Annotated in this window: 15 protein-coding genes; 12 read left to right on the forward strand and 3 right to left on the reverse strand. The window is 56.5% G+C overall.

What is annotated here, in order from left to right; translation table 11 throughout:
* Window positions 1-30 precede the first annotated feature (30 nt).
* The 8 genes from AB4Z19_RS15900 (at window position 31) to AB4Z19_RS15935 (ending at window position 7726) form a co-directional block, all read left to right on the forward strand.
* Window positions 31-819 (forward strand): DNA adenine methylase, encoded by a 789-nt coding sequence (locus AB4Z19_RS15900; RefSeq protein WP_442025273.1) that lies wholly within the window; start codon window positions 31-33, stop codon window positions 817-819.
* Between the two features lie 132 nt (window positions 820-951).
* Entirely contained in the window at window positions 952-1809 is an 858-nt protein-coding gene (locus AB4Z19_RS15905; protein WP_442025272.1) for a ComEC/Rec2 family competence protein, read from the forward strand.
* Window positions 1806-2468 carry a hypothetical protein gene (locus AB4Z19_RS15910; protein ID WP_442035587.1) on the forward strand — a complete coding sequence of 221 codons (663 nt, stop codon included), beginning with the start codon at window positions 1806-1808 and terminating at the stop codon, window positions 2466-2468. The genes AB4Z19_RS15905 and AB4Z19_RS15910 overlap by 4 nt, the downstream gene beginning before the upstream one ends.
* Window positions 2469-2808: 340 nt before the next feature.
* Window positions 2809-4140 carry a tyrosine-type recombinase/integrase gene (locus tag AB4Z19_RS15915; protein WP_442028848.1) on the forward strand — a complete coding sequence of 444 codons (1332 nt, stop codon included), beginning with the start codon at window positions 2809-2811 and terminating at the stop codon, window positions 4138-4140.
* Between the two features lie 99 nt (window positions 4141-4239).
* The gene (locus tag AB4Z19_RS15920) at window positions 4240-4455 is read left to right on the forward strand and encodes a helix-turn-helix transcriptional regulator (RefSeq protein ID WP_442028847.1); all 216 of its coding nucleotides are present in this window, start codon (window positions 4240-4242) and stop codon (window positions 4453-4455) included.
* Window positions 4452-4658, forward strand: a complete 207-nt coding sequence (locus AB4Z19_RS15925; protein WP_442028846.1) for a hypothetical protein — start codon at window positions 4452-4454, stop codon at window positions 4656-4658. Before AB4Z19_RS15920 ends, AB4Z19_RS15925 begins: the two co-directional genes overlap by 4 nt.
* Window positions 4659-4766: 108 nt before the next feature.
* Window positions 4767-5690 carry a hypothetical protein gene (locus tag AB4Z19_RS15930; protein WP_442028845.1) on the forward strand — a complete coding sequence of 308 codons (924 nt, stop codon included), beginning with the start codon at window positions 4767-4769 and terminating at the stop codon, window positions 5688-5690.
* A 701-nt stretch (window positions 5691-6391) separates the two neighbouring features.
* Window positions 6392-7726, forward strand: coding sequence for an HNH endonuclease (locus AB4Z19_RS15935; protein ID WP_442035588.1), 1335 nt, complete (start codon window positions 6392-6394; stop codon window positions 7724-7726).
* 420 nt (window positions 7727-8146) lie between these two features.
* Here the strand turns inward: AB4Z19_RS15935 and AB4Z19_RS15940 are convergent, their stop codons facing one another.
* Both AB4Z19_RS15940 and AB4Z19_RS15945 read right to left on the reverse strand, forming a co-directional pair.
* Complete coding sequence (locus AB4Z19_RS15940; protein WP_442035589.1) at window positions 8147-9142, reverse strand: DUF4214 domain-containing protein; 996 nt, start codon at window positions 9140-9142, stop codon at window positions 8147-8149.
* A 196-nt stretch (window positions 9143-9338) separates the two neighbouring features.
* Window positions 9339-10079 (reverse strand): substrate-binding periplasmic protein, encoded by a 741-nt coding sequence (locus AB4Z19_RS15945; protein ID WP_442028073.1) that lies wholly within the window; start codon window positions 10077-10079, stop codon window positions 9339-9341.
* A 137-nt stretch (window positions 10080-10216) separates the two neighbouring features.
* Here AB4Z19_RS15945 and AB4Z19_RS15950 point away from each other — a divergent pair, with 137 nt between their 5' ends.
* Both AB4Z19_RS15950 and AB4Z19_RS15955 read left to right on the forward strand, forming a co-directional pair.
* Window positions 10217-11470: an MFS transporter gene (locus AB4Z19_RS15950; RefSeq protein ID WP_442028075.1), complete on the forward strand. Its 1254-nt coding sequence runs from the start codon at window positions 10217-10219 to the stop codon at window positions 11468-11470.
* Window positions 11467-13107, forward strand: coding sequence for a glycoside hydrolase family 43 protein (locus tag AB4Z19_RS15955; RefSeq protein WP_442035590.1), 1641 nt, complete (start codon window positions 11467-11469; stop codon window positions 13105-13107). Before AB4Z19_RS15950 ends, AB4Z19_RS15955 begins: the two co-directional genes overlap by 4 nt.
* Here AB4Z19_RS15955 and AB4Z19_RS15960 read toward each other — a convergent pair.
* Window positions 13100-13768, reverse strand: coding sequence for a GNAT family N-acetyltransferase (locus AB4Z19_RS15960; RefSeq protein ID WP_442035591.1), 669 nt, complete (start codon window positions 13766-13768; stop codon window positions 13100-13102). The genes AB4Z19_RS15955 and AB4Z19_RS15960 overlap by 8 nt on opposite strands.
* Window positions 13769-13810: 42 nt before the next feature.
* On the opposite strand from AB4Z19_RS15960, the gene AB4Z19_RS15965 reads away from it, so the two are divergent.
* Both AB4Z19_RS15965 and AB4Z19_RS15970 read left to right on the forward strand, forming a co-directional pair.
* Window positions 13811-14518, forward strand: a complete 708-nt coding sequence (locus AB4Z19_RS15965; RefSeq protein ID WP_442027790.1) for a pseudouridine synthase — start codon at window positions 13811-13813, stop codon at window positions 14516-14518.
* 87 nt (window positions 14519-14605) lie between these two features.
* Complete coding sequence (locus AB4Z19_RS15970; protein ID WP_442035592.1) at window positions 14606-15733, forward strand: branched-chain amino acid ABC transporter substrate-binding protein; 1128 nt, start codon at window positions 14606-14608, stop codon at window positions 15731-15733.
* The last annotated feature ends 53 nt before the right edge of the window (window positions 15734-15786 follow it).

A 15786-nucleotide genomic window follows, 5' to 3' on the forward strand; every position in this document is an offset into this window, starting at 1 on the left:
CTAGCACAGAAACGAAATAAGGTTTACTCTGTGGCAACACCAATCATTCCTTGGATCGGCGGCAAGCGACGCCTGGCCGATCGTCTTCTCCCTCAGTTCCCTCCCCATACCTGCTACGTTGAGGTATTTGCCGGCGGCGCCGCGCTGTTCTTCATGCGGCCACCGGCAGACGTGGAGGTCATTAACGACATTAACGGCGAGCTGGTGAACTTGTACCGGGTCGTCAAGAATCACCTAGAGGAGTTCGTCCGCCAGTTCAAGTACGCGCTGTCGAGCCGCGACGTGTTCAAATGGATGCAGGCGACTCCGCCTCACGTGCTGACAGACATTCAGCGAGCGGCCCGCTTCTTTTACTTACAGCAGCAAGCGTTCGGCGGGAAGGTTCAGGGGCAAACCTGGGGCACGGCTACCACGGCGCCACCGGTGAACCTGTTGCGCATCGAGGAGAATCTGTCGGCCGCTCATCTGCGGCTGGCTAGCGCCTATATCGAAAACATGGACTGGTACAAGTGCATGGAGCGATACGACCGGCCGCATACGCTGTTCTATCTCGATCCTCCGTATTGGGAGACGGAGGGCTATGGGGTGGATTTCCCATTGGCCGAATATGAGCGGATGGCTGAACTGATGGCCCGGCTAAAGGGAAAGGCCATCCTCAGCCTGAACGATCATCCAGACATCCGGCGAGTATTTGCGCGTTTTCAGATGGAAACGACGGGTATCTCATATACGGTCGGCGGCGGTGGGCGGGCCGTCGAACGGCAAGAGCTGATCATCTATAGTTGGGATAAGGCCAGCGAGCCTGCTGGACTGTTCTGATCGAAGGCTGCCATGCGGACATCTGCGTGGCAGCTTCATTGATCTGGTTGAATTACTAAGCGTCAATTACACTTGTTTGTTGAAAATATACTATGATTCACAGTAACGACAACTTTGCTGTGAGGATGGGATATGCCGGGCGAAATGGTGGTCAGAATATTCGACGTTGAGCACGGTCAGTGCGCAATGATTGCTCATCATGAAAACGGCCAGATGGGTGCCTTGGCGATGGTGGACTGTGGCTGTACAGCAAACTGGCGGCCCAGCGCCTTCATCAAAAACGTTCTGCGTCGCGAACGAGTAGATTACTTGTTCATCACGAACGCAGACCAGGATCACATGAGTGATTTAGACGGCTTATGGGAAGCCGGAGTTGACGTTTCCGTGTTGTTCCGCAACTCTACTTACACAGCTGACCAGATCCGCGCGATCAAGAGAGAGAGTGGGCCGCTCTCGCGCGATGCCGAGAGGTACGCGAGTATGGCGGAAACCTTTAATGCAGACGTCAGCCGCCCTTTTAACGAATCTATGGGCGGGATCACTGTGAAAACCTTCAGGAATTCGTACCCAGAGTTCGAGGACACGAACAATCTGAGCCTAGTCGCGTTTTTCGAATTTGCCGGTTGGGTCATTTTATTCCCAGGGGACTTGGAGGTAGCTGGTTGGAGGGCCCTGCTTAAGAATGCAGAATTTTGCAGGATGCTGAAGCGGACCAATATTTTCGTTGCGTCACATCATGGCCGGCAAAGCGGCTTTTGCGATGAAGTGTTCAACCACGCGAACCCGGACGCGTTTGTGATCTCCGATAAATCTAAAGTTCACACGACGCAGGAAACCTTGCCGGATTACCGTAATGTAGTAGATAAAAAGGGTCTCTTCGTGCGCACGACCGGCAAGACAAGGCATGTATTGACGACGCGTCGCGATGGGACGATCACGTTCCGGTTTTTCGAAGGTAATTTCACGGTGGACACGGAGACGCGCGGATGAGCAAGCAAAGTAAGAAATCACTGAAAGGGCAGAACCTGCCGCTGCTGTCTTCATTCGTATTGGCAGATGTGCTGCTGGTGGGGTGGCTCCTTTCCTCGCAGGGGCAGCAATTTAACTGGCAGACGGTCTTAGGTGGTCGAGTTTTGACCGGCAGTTTATTCCCTGTTCTATGCCTGTTGTTAGGGGCGCTACTTCCTGCGTCCTTGAAGGCTACTCTCGTTTATTGGCGGTTGCGCGATGTACTGCCTGGTTGCCGCGCCTTTACATTGCACGGCCCGTCTGATCCGCGCGTGGATATGGTGGCCCTCCAGAAGAAAATTGGATCGCTCCCATCCACAGCTGGCGAGCAAAATTCGCTTTGGTATAAGCTCTATAAGGACGTTGAAGCCGACGTTAGGGTCGTGGACGCGCATAAGAATTTCCTGTTGTTCAGGGATCTAGCGGCAGTGTCGCTGGTGAGCATAATTGGGTCACCGGTCGTTTTGGCTGTGTTTGACGTCCGTACCTTCTTGATGGTCGGCGCGATTTTCTTGGTTCAGTATATGCTGGCGGCCATTGCTGCGCGCTGGAGTGGCGCCCGACTCGTAACGTCCGTGTTGGCACTGCATACAGCGGATGTGCCGAAGAAGCGGCGGACGACTAAATCCACTGCGGTCTGAGTGCAGACGTTTGCACTGGCGGCTTTTTGGGGCGCTTAGGTATGATCTGGGTCGCCGTTGGGCAATGCGGCATTGAGCAGCCGACTTTCCGGGGATAAACTCAGGGATAGTGCCGGGGATTTGCGGGGAATGGAAGGGATGGGCGAGAGGCTAAGTCCTTGAAAACATTCCCCTATACTCCCCTCCGATGGCCCCTAAAGTGAGTTCATAGCCTATCGGGGGTTCGAATCCCCCTCTCTCCGCCAAGAACAAGTGGCAAAAAGTCCAAAGATGTCCAGAAACCCGCGAAACTCCTTGTGAGATCGCGGGTTTTTCGTTTTTGGACGTGCTGTAGCGTCCATTGAAATCCAGTAACTTTGTCGGTATGGTTGACGGTATCTATAAATACCGCCAAAACAGATACCGTCATATGCCTAAACTTGCAATTCCCCTCACTGATATCCAACCCCGCACGGCCAAGCCCAAAGACAAGCCCTACAAGCTGTCGGATGGGGGCGGCCTTTATCTCCTGGTTAATACCGATGGCGCGAAGTATTGGCGCATGGATTACCGGTATGGTGAAGCCCGTCGAACCCTCGCCTTTGGCAAGTATCCCGAGGTCACGCTCGCGGAGGCCCGCGACAAGCGCTTGGCGGCCCGCAAACTGCTCGACCAAGGGATTGACCCCAGCCAAGAGAAGAAGGAGCGCCAGCGCGAGCTGAGCGAGGCCAACGGTAATACCTTCGAAAAGCTGGCCCGCGAATGGCACGGCAACAAGCTGTCGACGTGGAGTACTGCTACAGCACGAGACACTATACGGCGGCTGGAGATAGACATCTTTCCACAGATTGGTTCCATGCCTATTGGCTCGATCAAACACCAGCACATGATCGCCGCGCTACGGAAGATCGAAAGCCGTGGCGCGCAAGAGATTGCACACCGTATCAAGGCGACGTGCGCCCGCGTTTTCAGCTACGCCAGCCAACAGGGCATTGAAAACCGTAACCCAGCGGCGGACATGAAGGATGTGCTAAAGCCAGTCAAGGCCGGTCACTTCGCCGCTATCACTGCTGATGAATTGCCAGCCTTCCTGGCAGCGATGGACAAGAACGACGCCCGTCTGTTCAAGCCGACCCGCATCGCCCTGCGCTTGATGATGCTGGTCTTCGTGCGCACGTCAGAGTTGATCGAAACGCCTTGGAGCGAACTCGATCTTGAGGCCGGGGAGTGGATCATTCCTTGGCACCGCATGAAGCGGGGCAAACTGACTGTGAACCCGGATACCACTAACCACCATGTATGCCTGTCTTCGCAAGCTCTTGAACTGCTGCGGGAGCTGCACGCACTGACCGGCGGGGGAAAGTACCTGTTCCCTAATCAGCGCGACCACGAAAAGCCAATGAGCAACGGCGCAATCCTCGCGGCCCTCAAGCGCATGGGTTACAAAAATCGCATGACTGGTCACGGCTTCCGCGCACTCGCCATGTCAACGATCAAGGAGCGTTTGGGCTATCGGCACGAGGTCGTAGACCGCCAGCTTGCGCACGCTCAGAAAGACAAGATAGCTGCGGCTTACGACAGGGCGCAGTTCTTAGCCGAACGCCGTGTGATGATGCAGGACTGGGCAGATTTCATTGATGGTGTTTCGAGCGGCAAGGTCATCGCCGGAAATTTCGGCAGGAAAGCGGCCTAAAAAAATATTTCAAATTCCTAGAAGAATCGTCGAACGTCGTTACTACAATAAGTTGCGAGGGACGATATTGTCCCGCAACGGATTAACTAGGATTGAAATATGAGTTATGAAATTCGCGGAGTGTCAGTGCTCCGCCTCCCATCTGTAATGAAACGCGTGGGCCTCAAAAAATCCAGCATTTATGCTGGAATCAAAAAAGGCACCTTCCCAGCACCGATCAAATTATCTGAGCGCGCGAGCGGCTGGTTGGAGTCGTCAATAGATGCTTTTCTAGCTGAACGCATCAAAGCCTCTTGCGGCGGGGTGTCGGCATGAGCGCTACGATCAACGAACACGAATATTTGATTGAGCAGACTGCTGATTTCGTTCGCATCCTCCAGGATGCCAGGTACGCCCTGAGCATGCAAAACGCGTATGCGTGCGCAGCAGATGACGCCGCTGAGTTCACCCGCTTCCTGAGCGACAACACGATCATCGCCACCGACAAACCCGTAACCGAAACCAAACTATGCAAGTAACCTACATCGATAACATGGAATTTGCAGAACTCGTTACAGGCGAGAACTGCGCCATCCTGCAAACTATCAACGCACCACAAGCGCCAGAAACCCATGTGGCGACTGTAGATGGCGTGGATGTCCTTATCTTCGTTGACGCTGCTGGCGGCGCTGCCGTTGTTCAAGGCTGCCACCTTGACCACGAATCGGGCGGATCAATTCACTCGCATGCACGCGCCATTGATGTTTCCTGAGGCCGTCGAAGGCGAGCGGGAGCGCATCCAAAGCGTTCCTGCCCTAAAAGCCGCCAGGCAGGTAAATGAAGCCGCTTGGCGGGCTTTTCGGGAGTCGACCGAGGCTCTGGCCGAGCACAGCACCTCAACGCTGATTGCCCGCATTGAATCGACTGGCGACCCGCTTGTGCTTTGGGAGGTTCATCACGAACTGGACCGGAGAGAAATCCCGCCTGCTTTCCGCTACCCAAGGAGCGATAGCACCGACCAAGCTCGATTTATTACCTGGCTGGGTGATCTTCATTGGCATACCAGGCGAGCGCGGCCTGCTACAAGATTTCGGTCCTGGCGGCGGTTATTCGATCCAGCTGGTGAGTCCTGGCACGAGAACGCCAAAAACGTGTTCGAATTTGCCTGGCGGCGCGATCAGAACGCTAGCTATTATGCAAAGGGGCTGGCGTTGACCGACGATCACCGGCTGGACCTGATGACCATCAAGACCAGCAAGCAGATTGCACGACAGCGCCAGCTAAAGCAATCGGCAGAGATGCGCCACGCAATTGCCAGCCATGCGGTGGCCAACGCCGGAAGGTTGTCAAAGGACCGACGAGCGGACCAGACCGCCCGCGTCCGCTACCTGATTTGGAAAACGTACTTGCTGGCCGATCAAAGCCCGACTATTACGGCGCGCATGTTCGAAGCCATTTATGGCGAGCAAATGACCAGGCAGAAGGTCCAGAAGCAGATCGCGGCGGTCAAGCAGGCATGGGACAAATTCGGCCCCGAAAAAAGCCAGGAACTACCTACTCCCGGGTGCTAGCGTATGCCTGTTCTATCGTAGATAGAACTTGTCACAGCGCACACGGTGGATTTCATAGGAGAAACCACTGTGTGCGATGTTCATCAAAATCACCATGTGCACTGAAAACAACCACCGCACACGGTGCTCCCGCCGGTCTGAATCCGCCCAAGTCGCGGAGGGCCGCGAGCATGATTGTGAAGCGGTTCAGTTCAACTAATTGACAGCTTACAGCCGAAGCGTGTACGCGGTCATAAAGAATTTCCTTTTGGAGTTTCTCTGTAATATGAGAAGCAAGAGGTCGTTGGGCGTCGATTTCCGCAACGCTTACCCATAATGCACGAATATGAGATGATTGCGGTAAGAGGGTTGGTAGTCTTAGAAAAAAAGCTCAATACCCCGATGCCCGTCATAGAACAGGGCGTTTACTTTCTTGGCCGATCCTTATATAAGGATCAGAACCAGGAACCTGTTCGTTCCTTCAATCGCACGTTTCCCCAAAACGCGATCAGCATCGAACAACTGCCAGATGTTGGCCGAATAGTATCCATAGAGTTACCGGAAACTTTGAATCTGCTTGCGTTCAGCGACCGCCAGCGTGAGCCGGCCAACATCGGCATAAACGGCTAGATGAGTTATAGTCTTCATAACCGCTATCGCCCAGAAATCGACTGCTGTCACAATCCAAATCAAAAAAGACTGGACAAAGGAGATCGTACTGTATGCAGTTCTACCGCCCCGAGAACAGCCTTAGAGACGACAAAAAACGGCTCTCTGCATTTACGCTCGCCTCTTTTATGGCAGCACAATTCGTGGATGACCCTGATCAAATTCGCGCTGACGTTAATATGTCGGCGGAGCTATTGAAGTACTTACTAGGCCAGGCAATTGGTCATTGGAGCCGTAATCACTGGTTAAACAACGATAATCCCAATCAATCTTTCTCCCTGAGCGGCGAAGGTATCAAGAAGGTTCGCGGCCGGCTGGAAGGTCAAGCTGGAAAGGAAAACGTCACGCGGGAGCATGTCTTAGCCGAACTTCAAATTATTCACGGCCACGTACAATCGGAGAAGTTAAAGCCACCATTTAATTTCCAGACTCCAAACGATGTCTCCCATGGTCGGCCAGTAGCCCCCTTGTTGAAGTTGGATGCGCTCACACCGGAACACCGGGAGGCATTAAATTGGTTCCATGAGCATAAAGGACAGGAGGTTTCTTGGCCGGCGCAAATGGCTAATGGTATGTTCCTGGTGAACAAGGCGAAAGGAATCCACAAGCCGGCGGGATCGCAGTACGCGTTGAGTATTCGTGAGTCTCTGGGGGGGCCTTACCCGGATCGTGAGCCAAAATTTAACCCTGATGGCTCTTGGACCTACGAGTATTTCCAAGAGCAGCTTGACCCTTCCAAGCGCGACCGGATGTATACCAACGTCGCGCTTCTAGCTTGCAAACGAGATGAGATTCCCGTCGGAGTAATTCGACAGGTGAAAGCTAAACCCAATCCTCGATACCAGGTGCTGGGGCTGGCGTTGGTGAGAGAGTGGGAGAATGGGCATTTCAATCTTGAGGGACTCAGCAGCGGACCGCCGAATCCTGTTCAGGGCAACGACACAAGTAGCAGCGGCGAAGATGATTTTGATCCTGAGAGCATCGAGGATGCTCGCAAAAAGACTCTCGCGGCAATAGTCTGTCGTCAGGGGCAAGGAAAGTTCCGACGTTTGGTCCTGGCAGCATATGAGGGACATTGTGCGCTCTCGGGTTGCGACGTACCAGCTGCGCTGGAAGCGGCACACATATACGGCTACATGGGTGAAGAGACGAATGTAGTGGAAAATGGACTCCTTCTGCGAGCCGATATCCATACTCTCTATGACCTAGGTCTTATTGCGATCGACCCCGCTTCGATGACAGTAGTCATCTCTCCAAAATTGCAGGCAACTACTTATTCAACTCTTGGCGGTGCTCCGGTTCGCTTGCCGGTGCAAATGCCAGACCGTCCAAGCCGTGTGGCAATTGAAATGCACTGGACATGGGCGAAGGGCAGTTGGGAAGCGTAGGTCGGCCGACGTTCGTTCGACGTGTCCATTTGTTGTTCAGGACCAACAGCAACCAATATTGCGGTCGCTTGGTTCTTGAGGTGAGGGCTATCCGCAACTGAATATACTTGCGACACAAATTTTTGACGGTATCGGTGACGGTATTCGTGTGGTTGTGATGGCTTAAACCAAGTATTCATGCGGGTTGTGTGGCATGATTTGACTTCCCCTCTCCGCCAAGAATACAAGTAAATATTTGATTTACGAAAAGCCAGCTCCGAGAGCTGGCTTTTTTGCTTTTCGATGGTGTTTTTTTGGGGGGATAAGTCGACATTTCCTCTTGATTACCTACGATCCCGGCGGCTCCTCCAAGTTAATACCTTGCTGCCTTTCGTAGCGGACATCGCTTGGTCATGCGAAGCTATAGGTCAAAGGTTGACGTCACTGGGCGCCAGCGAGATACCAGTTCTTGATGATGTCGCGTTCATCGTCGGTCATGCCAGTTGCATTTCCCAACGGCATGAAGCGGGTCACTACAACCTGCTGATAGATCATGGCTGCCTGGCTGTGCACTACCGAATCCAAGTCCAGGCGAATGCCGGCCTGCGCACCGCCTCCTGAGTGGCAGGTCAAACAGCGCTGATTGATAATCGCTCGTACGGTCTGGAAGGTTGGCGCAGGCGGCGGTGCATTAGCGACCAAGGTGTTGACCGCGTTTGAGATGTTGGTTGAAAACGAGGCGACATCGGTATTGGCATCCACCGAAGCAAGCATGGAACGTACCAACGCGGCCGCTGCCGCACCGCTATAGGCATTGATCTTGATATCCGTGTCTAGCGCCGCGGTGAACGCGGAGGCGACCGCCACGCGGTTATTCACCAATTTTCCATCAATCAATCCCTGAGGCGTGGTGTTAGCCAAGGCCCCGGCCATGATCGACATGGAGGCATCGGACCGGTTCAAGCCGCCGCCATTCAGAGCATTCTCCCAGAACAAAAAGCCGGAGGAGGCGGGGTCTGGCGTTCTGCCCAGCACGTTCTGGAAAATAACCGTCACAAAGGCGGCATTATCGCCGGCACCAAACAGTGCTTTCGACTCGTCACTGGTGCCAAAACTATCGACCAGCGCCCGGATGCGGCCATCGTTATTGTACGCGTCAGTCATCTGCTGAATATCAGTGGGAGCATTTAACTGAAGTAGCTGTGCCGCAAAATTATTCCGTCCGACAGGATCGGCAGCCCGTCCGAAATACGCGATATACAGCTGCTGCACTATCGGGAAATAATCTTCTGCTGCCACTTGCGCAGTTGCCTGCACTGCAGCGAGCCGCATGGGCGCAGCCGCTTGCTGGGACGATTCAGAACCGCCGCCACAGGCGGCCAGCACTACTGGAAACAGCACACAAGCTGCGATCTTCAGGAAATTCGAGACAGGCATGGTCCCYCCAATGTTGTCAGTTTGACCGTGAATACCTGGTCACACACAAAAGGTTCATGTGGCGGGTGAAGCAGTAATCGTTCAGTCGGGAAGGTTTGGGCTTTGCGCTTGCGGGGCGGTATTTTCGTTTTCGGGGCAGAAAGATAGGCGCGGAGTCTTGAATTCCACATCGTCCAATGTCAAATTGACATGGCGCCTACGGTCTGTGAGGGGCCGTGTATTTGTTGACGATTTGTTTGATTTCGCCACTTGTAGTCAATTTGTCCGCGGCCTTTCGCAAGGCCTTAATTGTTTCGGGTGTTGCGTTCTTCTTTGAGTAGAAGAGGATGAAGTCATTGCTGCCTAATACGAGTGGCGGTCCGAACTGCTCCGGGCTGATGCCTGCCATGTAGGCTCCGTAGTAGAAACCGGCGCTGGAGCCCACGCCAGCATCCAGCCTGCGCATGGAAATCATTTTCGCCATGGTCGGGTAGTCGTTGACGGCGTACTTCAAAATAGCCGAGTCCGCGTCAAACGAGGCGACATATTTACTGGTGCGTACGACACCGACAGTCTTTCCATGTAGGGCTTCTATCGTCCGGAACTGCGTTCCTTTGGGGCCGACTGCGATGATCGGCATGGTCACGATTGTCGCCACCGGTACTGCGCTGCGTGCGATCTGGTCGTTGCTGAAGCGGAGGACGAAATCCGCGTTGCCGTTTTCTATGTCCAGTGCCGTTCTGGCGTAGGGCACGAGGGCGTTGGTATAGCTGAAACCCGCTACTTCGGCAATGCGGTTGCTGATCTCATACATCATGCCGGTAGGCTGGCCGTCACTTCCAATGAAGCCCCAGGGTGCACCGTGGATGGTAATGATTTTGAGTGACGGGCTTGCGGCGGAAGCGCTAAGCGCAAAGGCGAGAAGCAGGCAGGTGAGCGGTTTGATTATTATTTTCATGGCGTCGCTGGTTGAGGGGCGGGTGCGATAGCGCTTAGCCACTCTATCAGACCGTGTTTGTTACATAAAGATTGCGCAACCATTCTGTGATCATATTGTGATATTGTGGCAGTCCCTGAAGTAATGATTGCGCAATCATGGCTGGCTTTAAGATCAAAGGACTACGCTGGTGGATGATCGGACTGGTCATGCTCGGCGCAATCATCAACTATCTCACACGCAGCACGCTGGCGGTATCGGCGCCGACTTTGCTGAAAGAACTGGGCATCACGGCCCAGGAATATTCGTACATCACCGCCACCTTCCAGGGCGCGATCATGCTGCAGCCGCTGGCTGGCTATGTGCTCGACGTGATCGGCCTGAAATTCGGCTTCGCGATCTTCGCGGCGGCATGGTCGGTCATCTGCATGGCGCATGGCATGGCAACCAATTGGCAAGCGCTGGCTGGGCTGCGCGGCCTGCTCGGTTTGGCCGAGGGATGCGCGAATCCGGCGGGGATGAAGGCGGTATCCGAATGGTTCCCGTCCAAGGAGCGCGGCCTCGCGGGCGGCATCTTCAATGTGGGCGCCTCGTTCGGCTCGATGCTTGCGCCGCCGCTGGTGGTGTGGGCCATCCTGCATTACAACTGGCAGGCAGCTTTCGTGATCACTGGCGCACTGGGACTGGTGTGGGTCATGGCCTGGCTGCTGATCTACGAAGCGCCTTCGCGCCACAAGCGCCTGTCTGACGAAGAGGCACAGTACATCGCACAAGGGCAGGAGCAGCACCTGCAAGGCGACGGCACACGCCCATCGATTCTCAGCATCCTCAAGATGCGTAATTTCTGGGGCATTGCCTTGCCACGTTTTCTGGCCGATCCTGCCTGGGGCACGCTCGCCTTCTGGGTGCCACTGTATCTGACCACCGTGCGCCATTTCGACCTGACGCAGATCGCGATGTTCGCCTGGCTGCCTTTCCTGGCCGCGGACCTTGGTTGCCTGTTCGGGCCGACCGTGGCGCTGGCGCTGCAAAAGCGCGGCGTGCGCCTGATTAATGCGCGGCGCGGCGCGTTCACGGTTGGCGCCTGCATGATGATGGGCGTGGCCTTCGTCGGCTATGTGGAAAGTCCTTACACCGCGATCGCTTTGCTTTGCCTGGCCGGCTTCGCGCACCAGACCTTGTCCGTCACCGTCATCACGATGGCGTCCGACCTGTTCCGCCGCAATGAAGTGGCCACGGTGGCGGGCATGTGCGGCACGTTCGGCAATCTGGGCCTGCTGCTGTTTTCCCTGCTGATCGGTGGACTGATGGCCACCGTCGGCTACACGCCATTCTTTGTTAGCCTCGCCGTACTGGATCTGCTGGCCGCCGTGCTGCTGTGGACTCTCGTGCGCGAACCGAAATCCCTATGATCCAGAACCCCATCCTCCGTGGCTTCAATCCCGATCCATCCATCGTTCGCGTGGGCGATGACTACTATATCGCCACATCGACCTTCGAATGGTATCCGGGCGTGCAGATTCACCACTCGCGCGATCTGGTCAACTGGCGTTTGATCACACGTCCGTTGAATCGACCCAGCCAGCTGAATATGCTGGGCGCGCCGGACTCCTGTGGCGTATGGGCGCCTTGTCTGACTTATGCGGACGGTCTGTTCTGGCTGATCTACACGGACGTCAAGCGCTATGGCCGCACGTCCACCGGCGCGGCCAGCGGTGGCGCGTCGCTGCGCGACTTTCACAATTACCTGGTCACGAGTCCGAGTATTGAAGGCCCATGGTCCGATCCGATTTTCCTGAACAGCAGCGGCTTCGATCCATCGCTGTTCCATGACGACGATGGACGCAAATATCTGGTGAACCAGTTGTGGGATCATCGTCCGGGCAGCAATCGCTTCGCCGGTATCGTGATGCAGGAATATTCGGTACAGGAGCGCCGTCTGATTGGCCAGCGCGAGAATATTTTCAAAGGCACGGCGCACGGGCTGACCGAAGCGCCGCACATCTACAAGCGCGAGGGCTACTACTATCTGCTCACCGCGGAAGGCGGCACTGGCTGGAATCACGGCGTCACCATGGCGCGCTCGCGCGACCTGCATGGACCGTACGAGTTGCATCCCGATACGACAATCCTCAGCTCGCGCAATCGTCCAGATGCCGAGCTGCAGCGGGCAGGACACGCCGACCTGGTCGAAACGCAGGATGGACACACCTACGCCGTGTATCTGTGCGGCCGTCCGCTGCGTAATCGCGGCACCTGCACGCTGGGCCGCGAGACTGCCATTCAGCCCATGGTCTGGGGCGAGGATGGCTGGCTGCGCACCGCCGACGGCCTGGGAGCGCCGGAATTGCAGCCGGCCGGGCCGGCACTGCCCGAGCATCGCTTTGCTGAACAGCCAATGCGCGAAGAATTYGACTCGTCCGAGTTGCCGCCAGCCTTCCAGTGGCTGCGCTCGCCGTGGCCGGAAGAGTTGTTCAGCCTCACTGCGCGGCCCGGCCACCTTCGTCTGTTCGGACGCGAAACCATGGGCAGCCAGTTCCGGCAAGCGCTGGTCGCGCGCCGCCAGCAAGCGCATTGCTACAGCGCGTCCACCGTGGTCGAGTTCGAGCCGGAGCACTATCAACAGCAGGCGGGTCTGGTTTGCTACTACGGTGCGGCCAAGTTCCACTACCTGTATATCACGCACGATGAGGTGCTAGGCAAGCACCTGCGCGTGATGAGCAGCTTGCCGAACCACGTGCAGACCGACACCTTTACCGCGCCTATTCCGGTGCCGTCCGGCGTGCCGGTGCAGCTGCGTGTGGAAGTGGATGAGGAACGCCTCTACTTCGGCTATCGCGTGGACAACGGCGACTGGCAATGGCTGCCGCAAATGTTCGACGCCAGTATTCTCTCCGACGAGGCCAACGCACCGGGCATGCCCAACTTTACCGGCGCTTTCGTCGGCATGGCCTGTCAGGATATGTCCGGCGCCGCGCTGCATGCGGACTTTGATTACTTCGAATACCGCGAACGGCCTTATTGCATCGATCCGAAAAGCGTCAAGTAAACCGCCACTGCGGCGCGCGGGTGAGTTGCTGGATGGTGAGCATTTGCTCGTCAGGCAGGAAGGCCGTCGAATAAGGCGATAAGGTTTGCCAGCCTATGCTGGTGTATAAAGCTTGTCCCTGCGCGGTTGCGACGAGCAGGCGCTCCGTCGCTTCTGCCTCGCGCGCCATATCATCCAATGCGTACATGACCGCTGTGCCCAGCCCTTTGCGGCGATGGGATTCGTGCGTTTCGATGCGATCGAATATTGCGCAGCCTTCGTGCAGCACGACGCGGCCTATGGCTGCGCGCTCACCGTGCGTGTCTTCCACAATGACGACGTGAGCGGCATGCTCGCGCGCTTTCCTGAAAGCGTAGCCGGGCGGCAGTGCCTGCGCGCCTCCGAATGGGGACTCCGCACGCATGAAGAAGCGGGGCTGGTCGATATGCCATTGCGCGGGTAGCGCCGCGCGCAAGGTGGCTGCATCCACAGCTGCCTTCAGAAAGATATGCGGCTGCCTGATCTGGCTGGCGCAAGCCTGAAGATCCGCGCCCGCATCGACGAAGACATGGCGCCGCAGCTGGTCCGGCGCGCCGACTTCGACGACCAGACCACCGCCAGACTCCTGCGGCAGCGGAAGTCCGCGCGCGAGGCACCATCCGCTGAGCCATCTTTTCAACATTTCCAGGTCAACTGCCATGTTTCGCCTATACTTTGAGCCGCAATGAATAATCCGCTTACCGAAATATACCGCGACCAGTGGCTGCTGGTGGTGCACAAGCCTGCCGGCTTGCTGGTGCACCGCAGTCCGATCGACCCGCACGAAACCGAATTCGCACTGCAGTATGCACGCGAGATGAATGGCGGCGAGTACGTTTATGCTGTGCACCGTCTGGACCGGCCAACGTCAGGATTGCTGGTATTTGCACGCGATTCGGAAACGGCGAGCGTGCTTGGCAAGGCATTCATGGCAGGCGAAGTGCGCAAACGCTATCTGGCGATGGTGCGCGGATGGATTCCGGAGCAGGGCGTCATTGATCATCCGCTGCGGGACGAAGATCCGTTTGGTGGCGACGCGGAAGGACAGGTTCGCGAAGCGCTGACTCGGTACCGCCGTGTGGCCACAACGGAAATCCCGGTCGCCATCGAAGGCTATGCCAGCAGCCGATACAGCCTCGTGGAGCTTTATCCTGAAACTGGCCGCCGTCACCAGCTGCGCCGCCACATGAAGCACATCAGCCATCCCATCATCGGCGACGCCTATCATGGTCGCGGACGCCACAACCGCTACTTCGCCGAACGCTTTGGTTACGGCCGTCTGATGCTCGCCGCCACGGGCATCGCTTTCGCTCATCCGGCGACCGGAGAGTTGCTCGAACTTGAAGCCCAACCGGAAGCCAGCTTTCTCCAGGTGCTATCGATTTTCCCCTGATAGTGTGGGCGTTCCGTTTCCCCTTTGCCTTGTCATATGCCGGTTTTGACAGTATCGTGAGGCCTTCTATATTCTGCGGAGTCCCTCATGCAAAAGCAGCTGCTGTTGGTGGCAGGCCTGGTTGCTGGTTCTGTGCAAGCTCAGGAAGTGATCACGATCGGTGTGGCTGGTCCCCTGTCCGGCGAAATAGCGCATCTGGGTAAGGCCATGGAGAACGGCGTGGCGATGGCGATCGATGATCTGAACGCGCGCGCGACGAAGATCAATGGCAGAAAGGTCGTTTTCAAGATGCAGAGCGAGGATGATGCCGCGGACCCGAAGCAGGGCACGGCAGTGGCGCAAAAGCTGGTGGACGCGCACGTGGCCGCGGTCGTCGGCCACTCCAACTCCGGCACCACGGTGCCTGCCTCCCGCATCTACAACCAGGCAGGCATCCCTCAGATTACGCCGTCCGCCACCACGCCGGGTTATACGAAGCAGGGCTTCCCCGGTGCCTTCCGCGTCGTCGCGAACGACAATATGCTCGGCTCCATGCTTGGCCGCTACGCTGCGGATAATCTGAAGGCGCGCAACATCGCGGTGATCGATGACCGCACGGCATACGGCCAGGGCATCGCCGATGAATTCATCAAGACTGCACAGGCGCGTTCCGGCAAGAAGATCGTGGACCGCCAGTTCACCAACGCGCGGGCGACCGACTTCACTTCCATCCTCACCGCGATCAAGGGCAAAAAGCCGGACCTGATTTTCTTCGGCGGCATGGACTCGGTAGCGGGCGGCCTGCTGCGCCAGATGAAAACGCTCGGCATGGACATCAAATTCATGGGCGGCGATGGCGTGTGCTCGGACTCCTTGCCCGGCCTGGCCGGCAACGGCATGCGCGACGGTGAAGTGTTCTGCGCTGACGCAGGCGGCATCGATGCGGCGCACCAGAAGATCGTCGATGACTTCATCACCCGCTTCAAGTCCAGGTACCATAGCGACATCCAGACTTACGCTCCGTATGCTTACGATGCCGTGATGGTGATTGCAGCGGCCATGCAGAAAGCCGGTTCCTCTGATCCCGCGAAGTACCTGCCAGCCTTGAAGCAGACGAAGTATGAAGGTCTGACAGGCTTGATTCAGTTCGATCCGTCAGGTGACACGCTGAAGGCCGCGATGACGGTGTCGACCTACCGCAACGGTCAGAAAGTAAAACTCGACGTGCTGCGCTAGCAATTGAGACGATCGGGCAAGCCGGTGAGTTTTCCGATCATTCATTGTCTTGC

Source organism: Pseudoduganella sp. RAF19 (genome assembly GCF_052114165.1).
Taxonomy (GTDB): Bacteria; Pseudomonadota; Gammaproteobacteria; order Burkholderiales; family Burkholderiaceae_D; genus Rugamonas.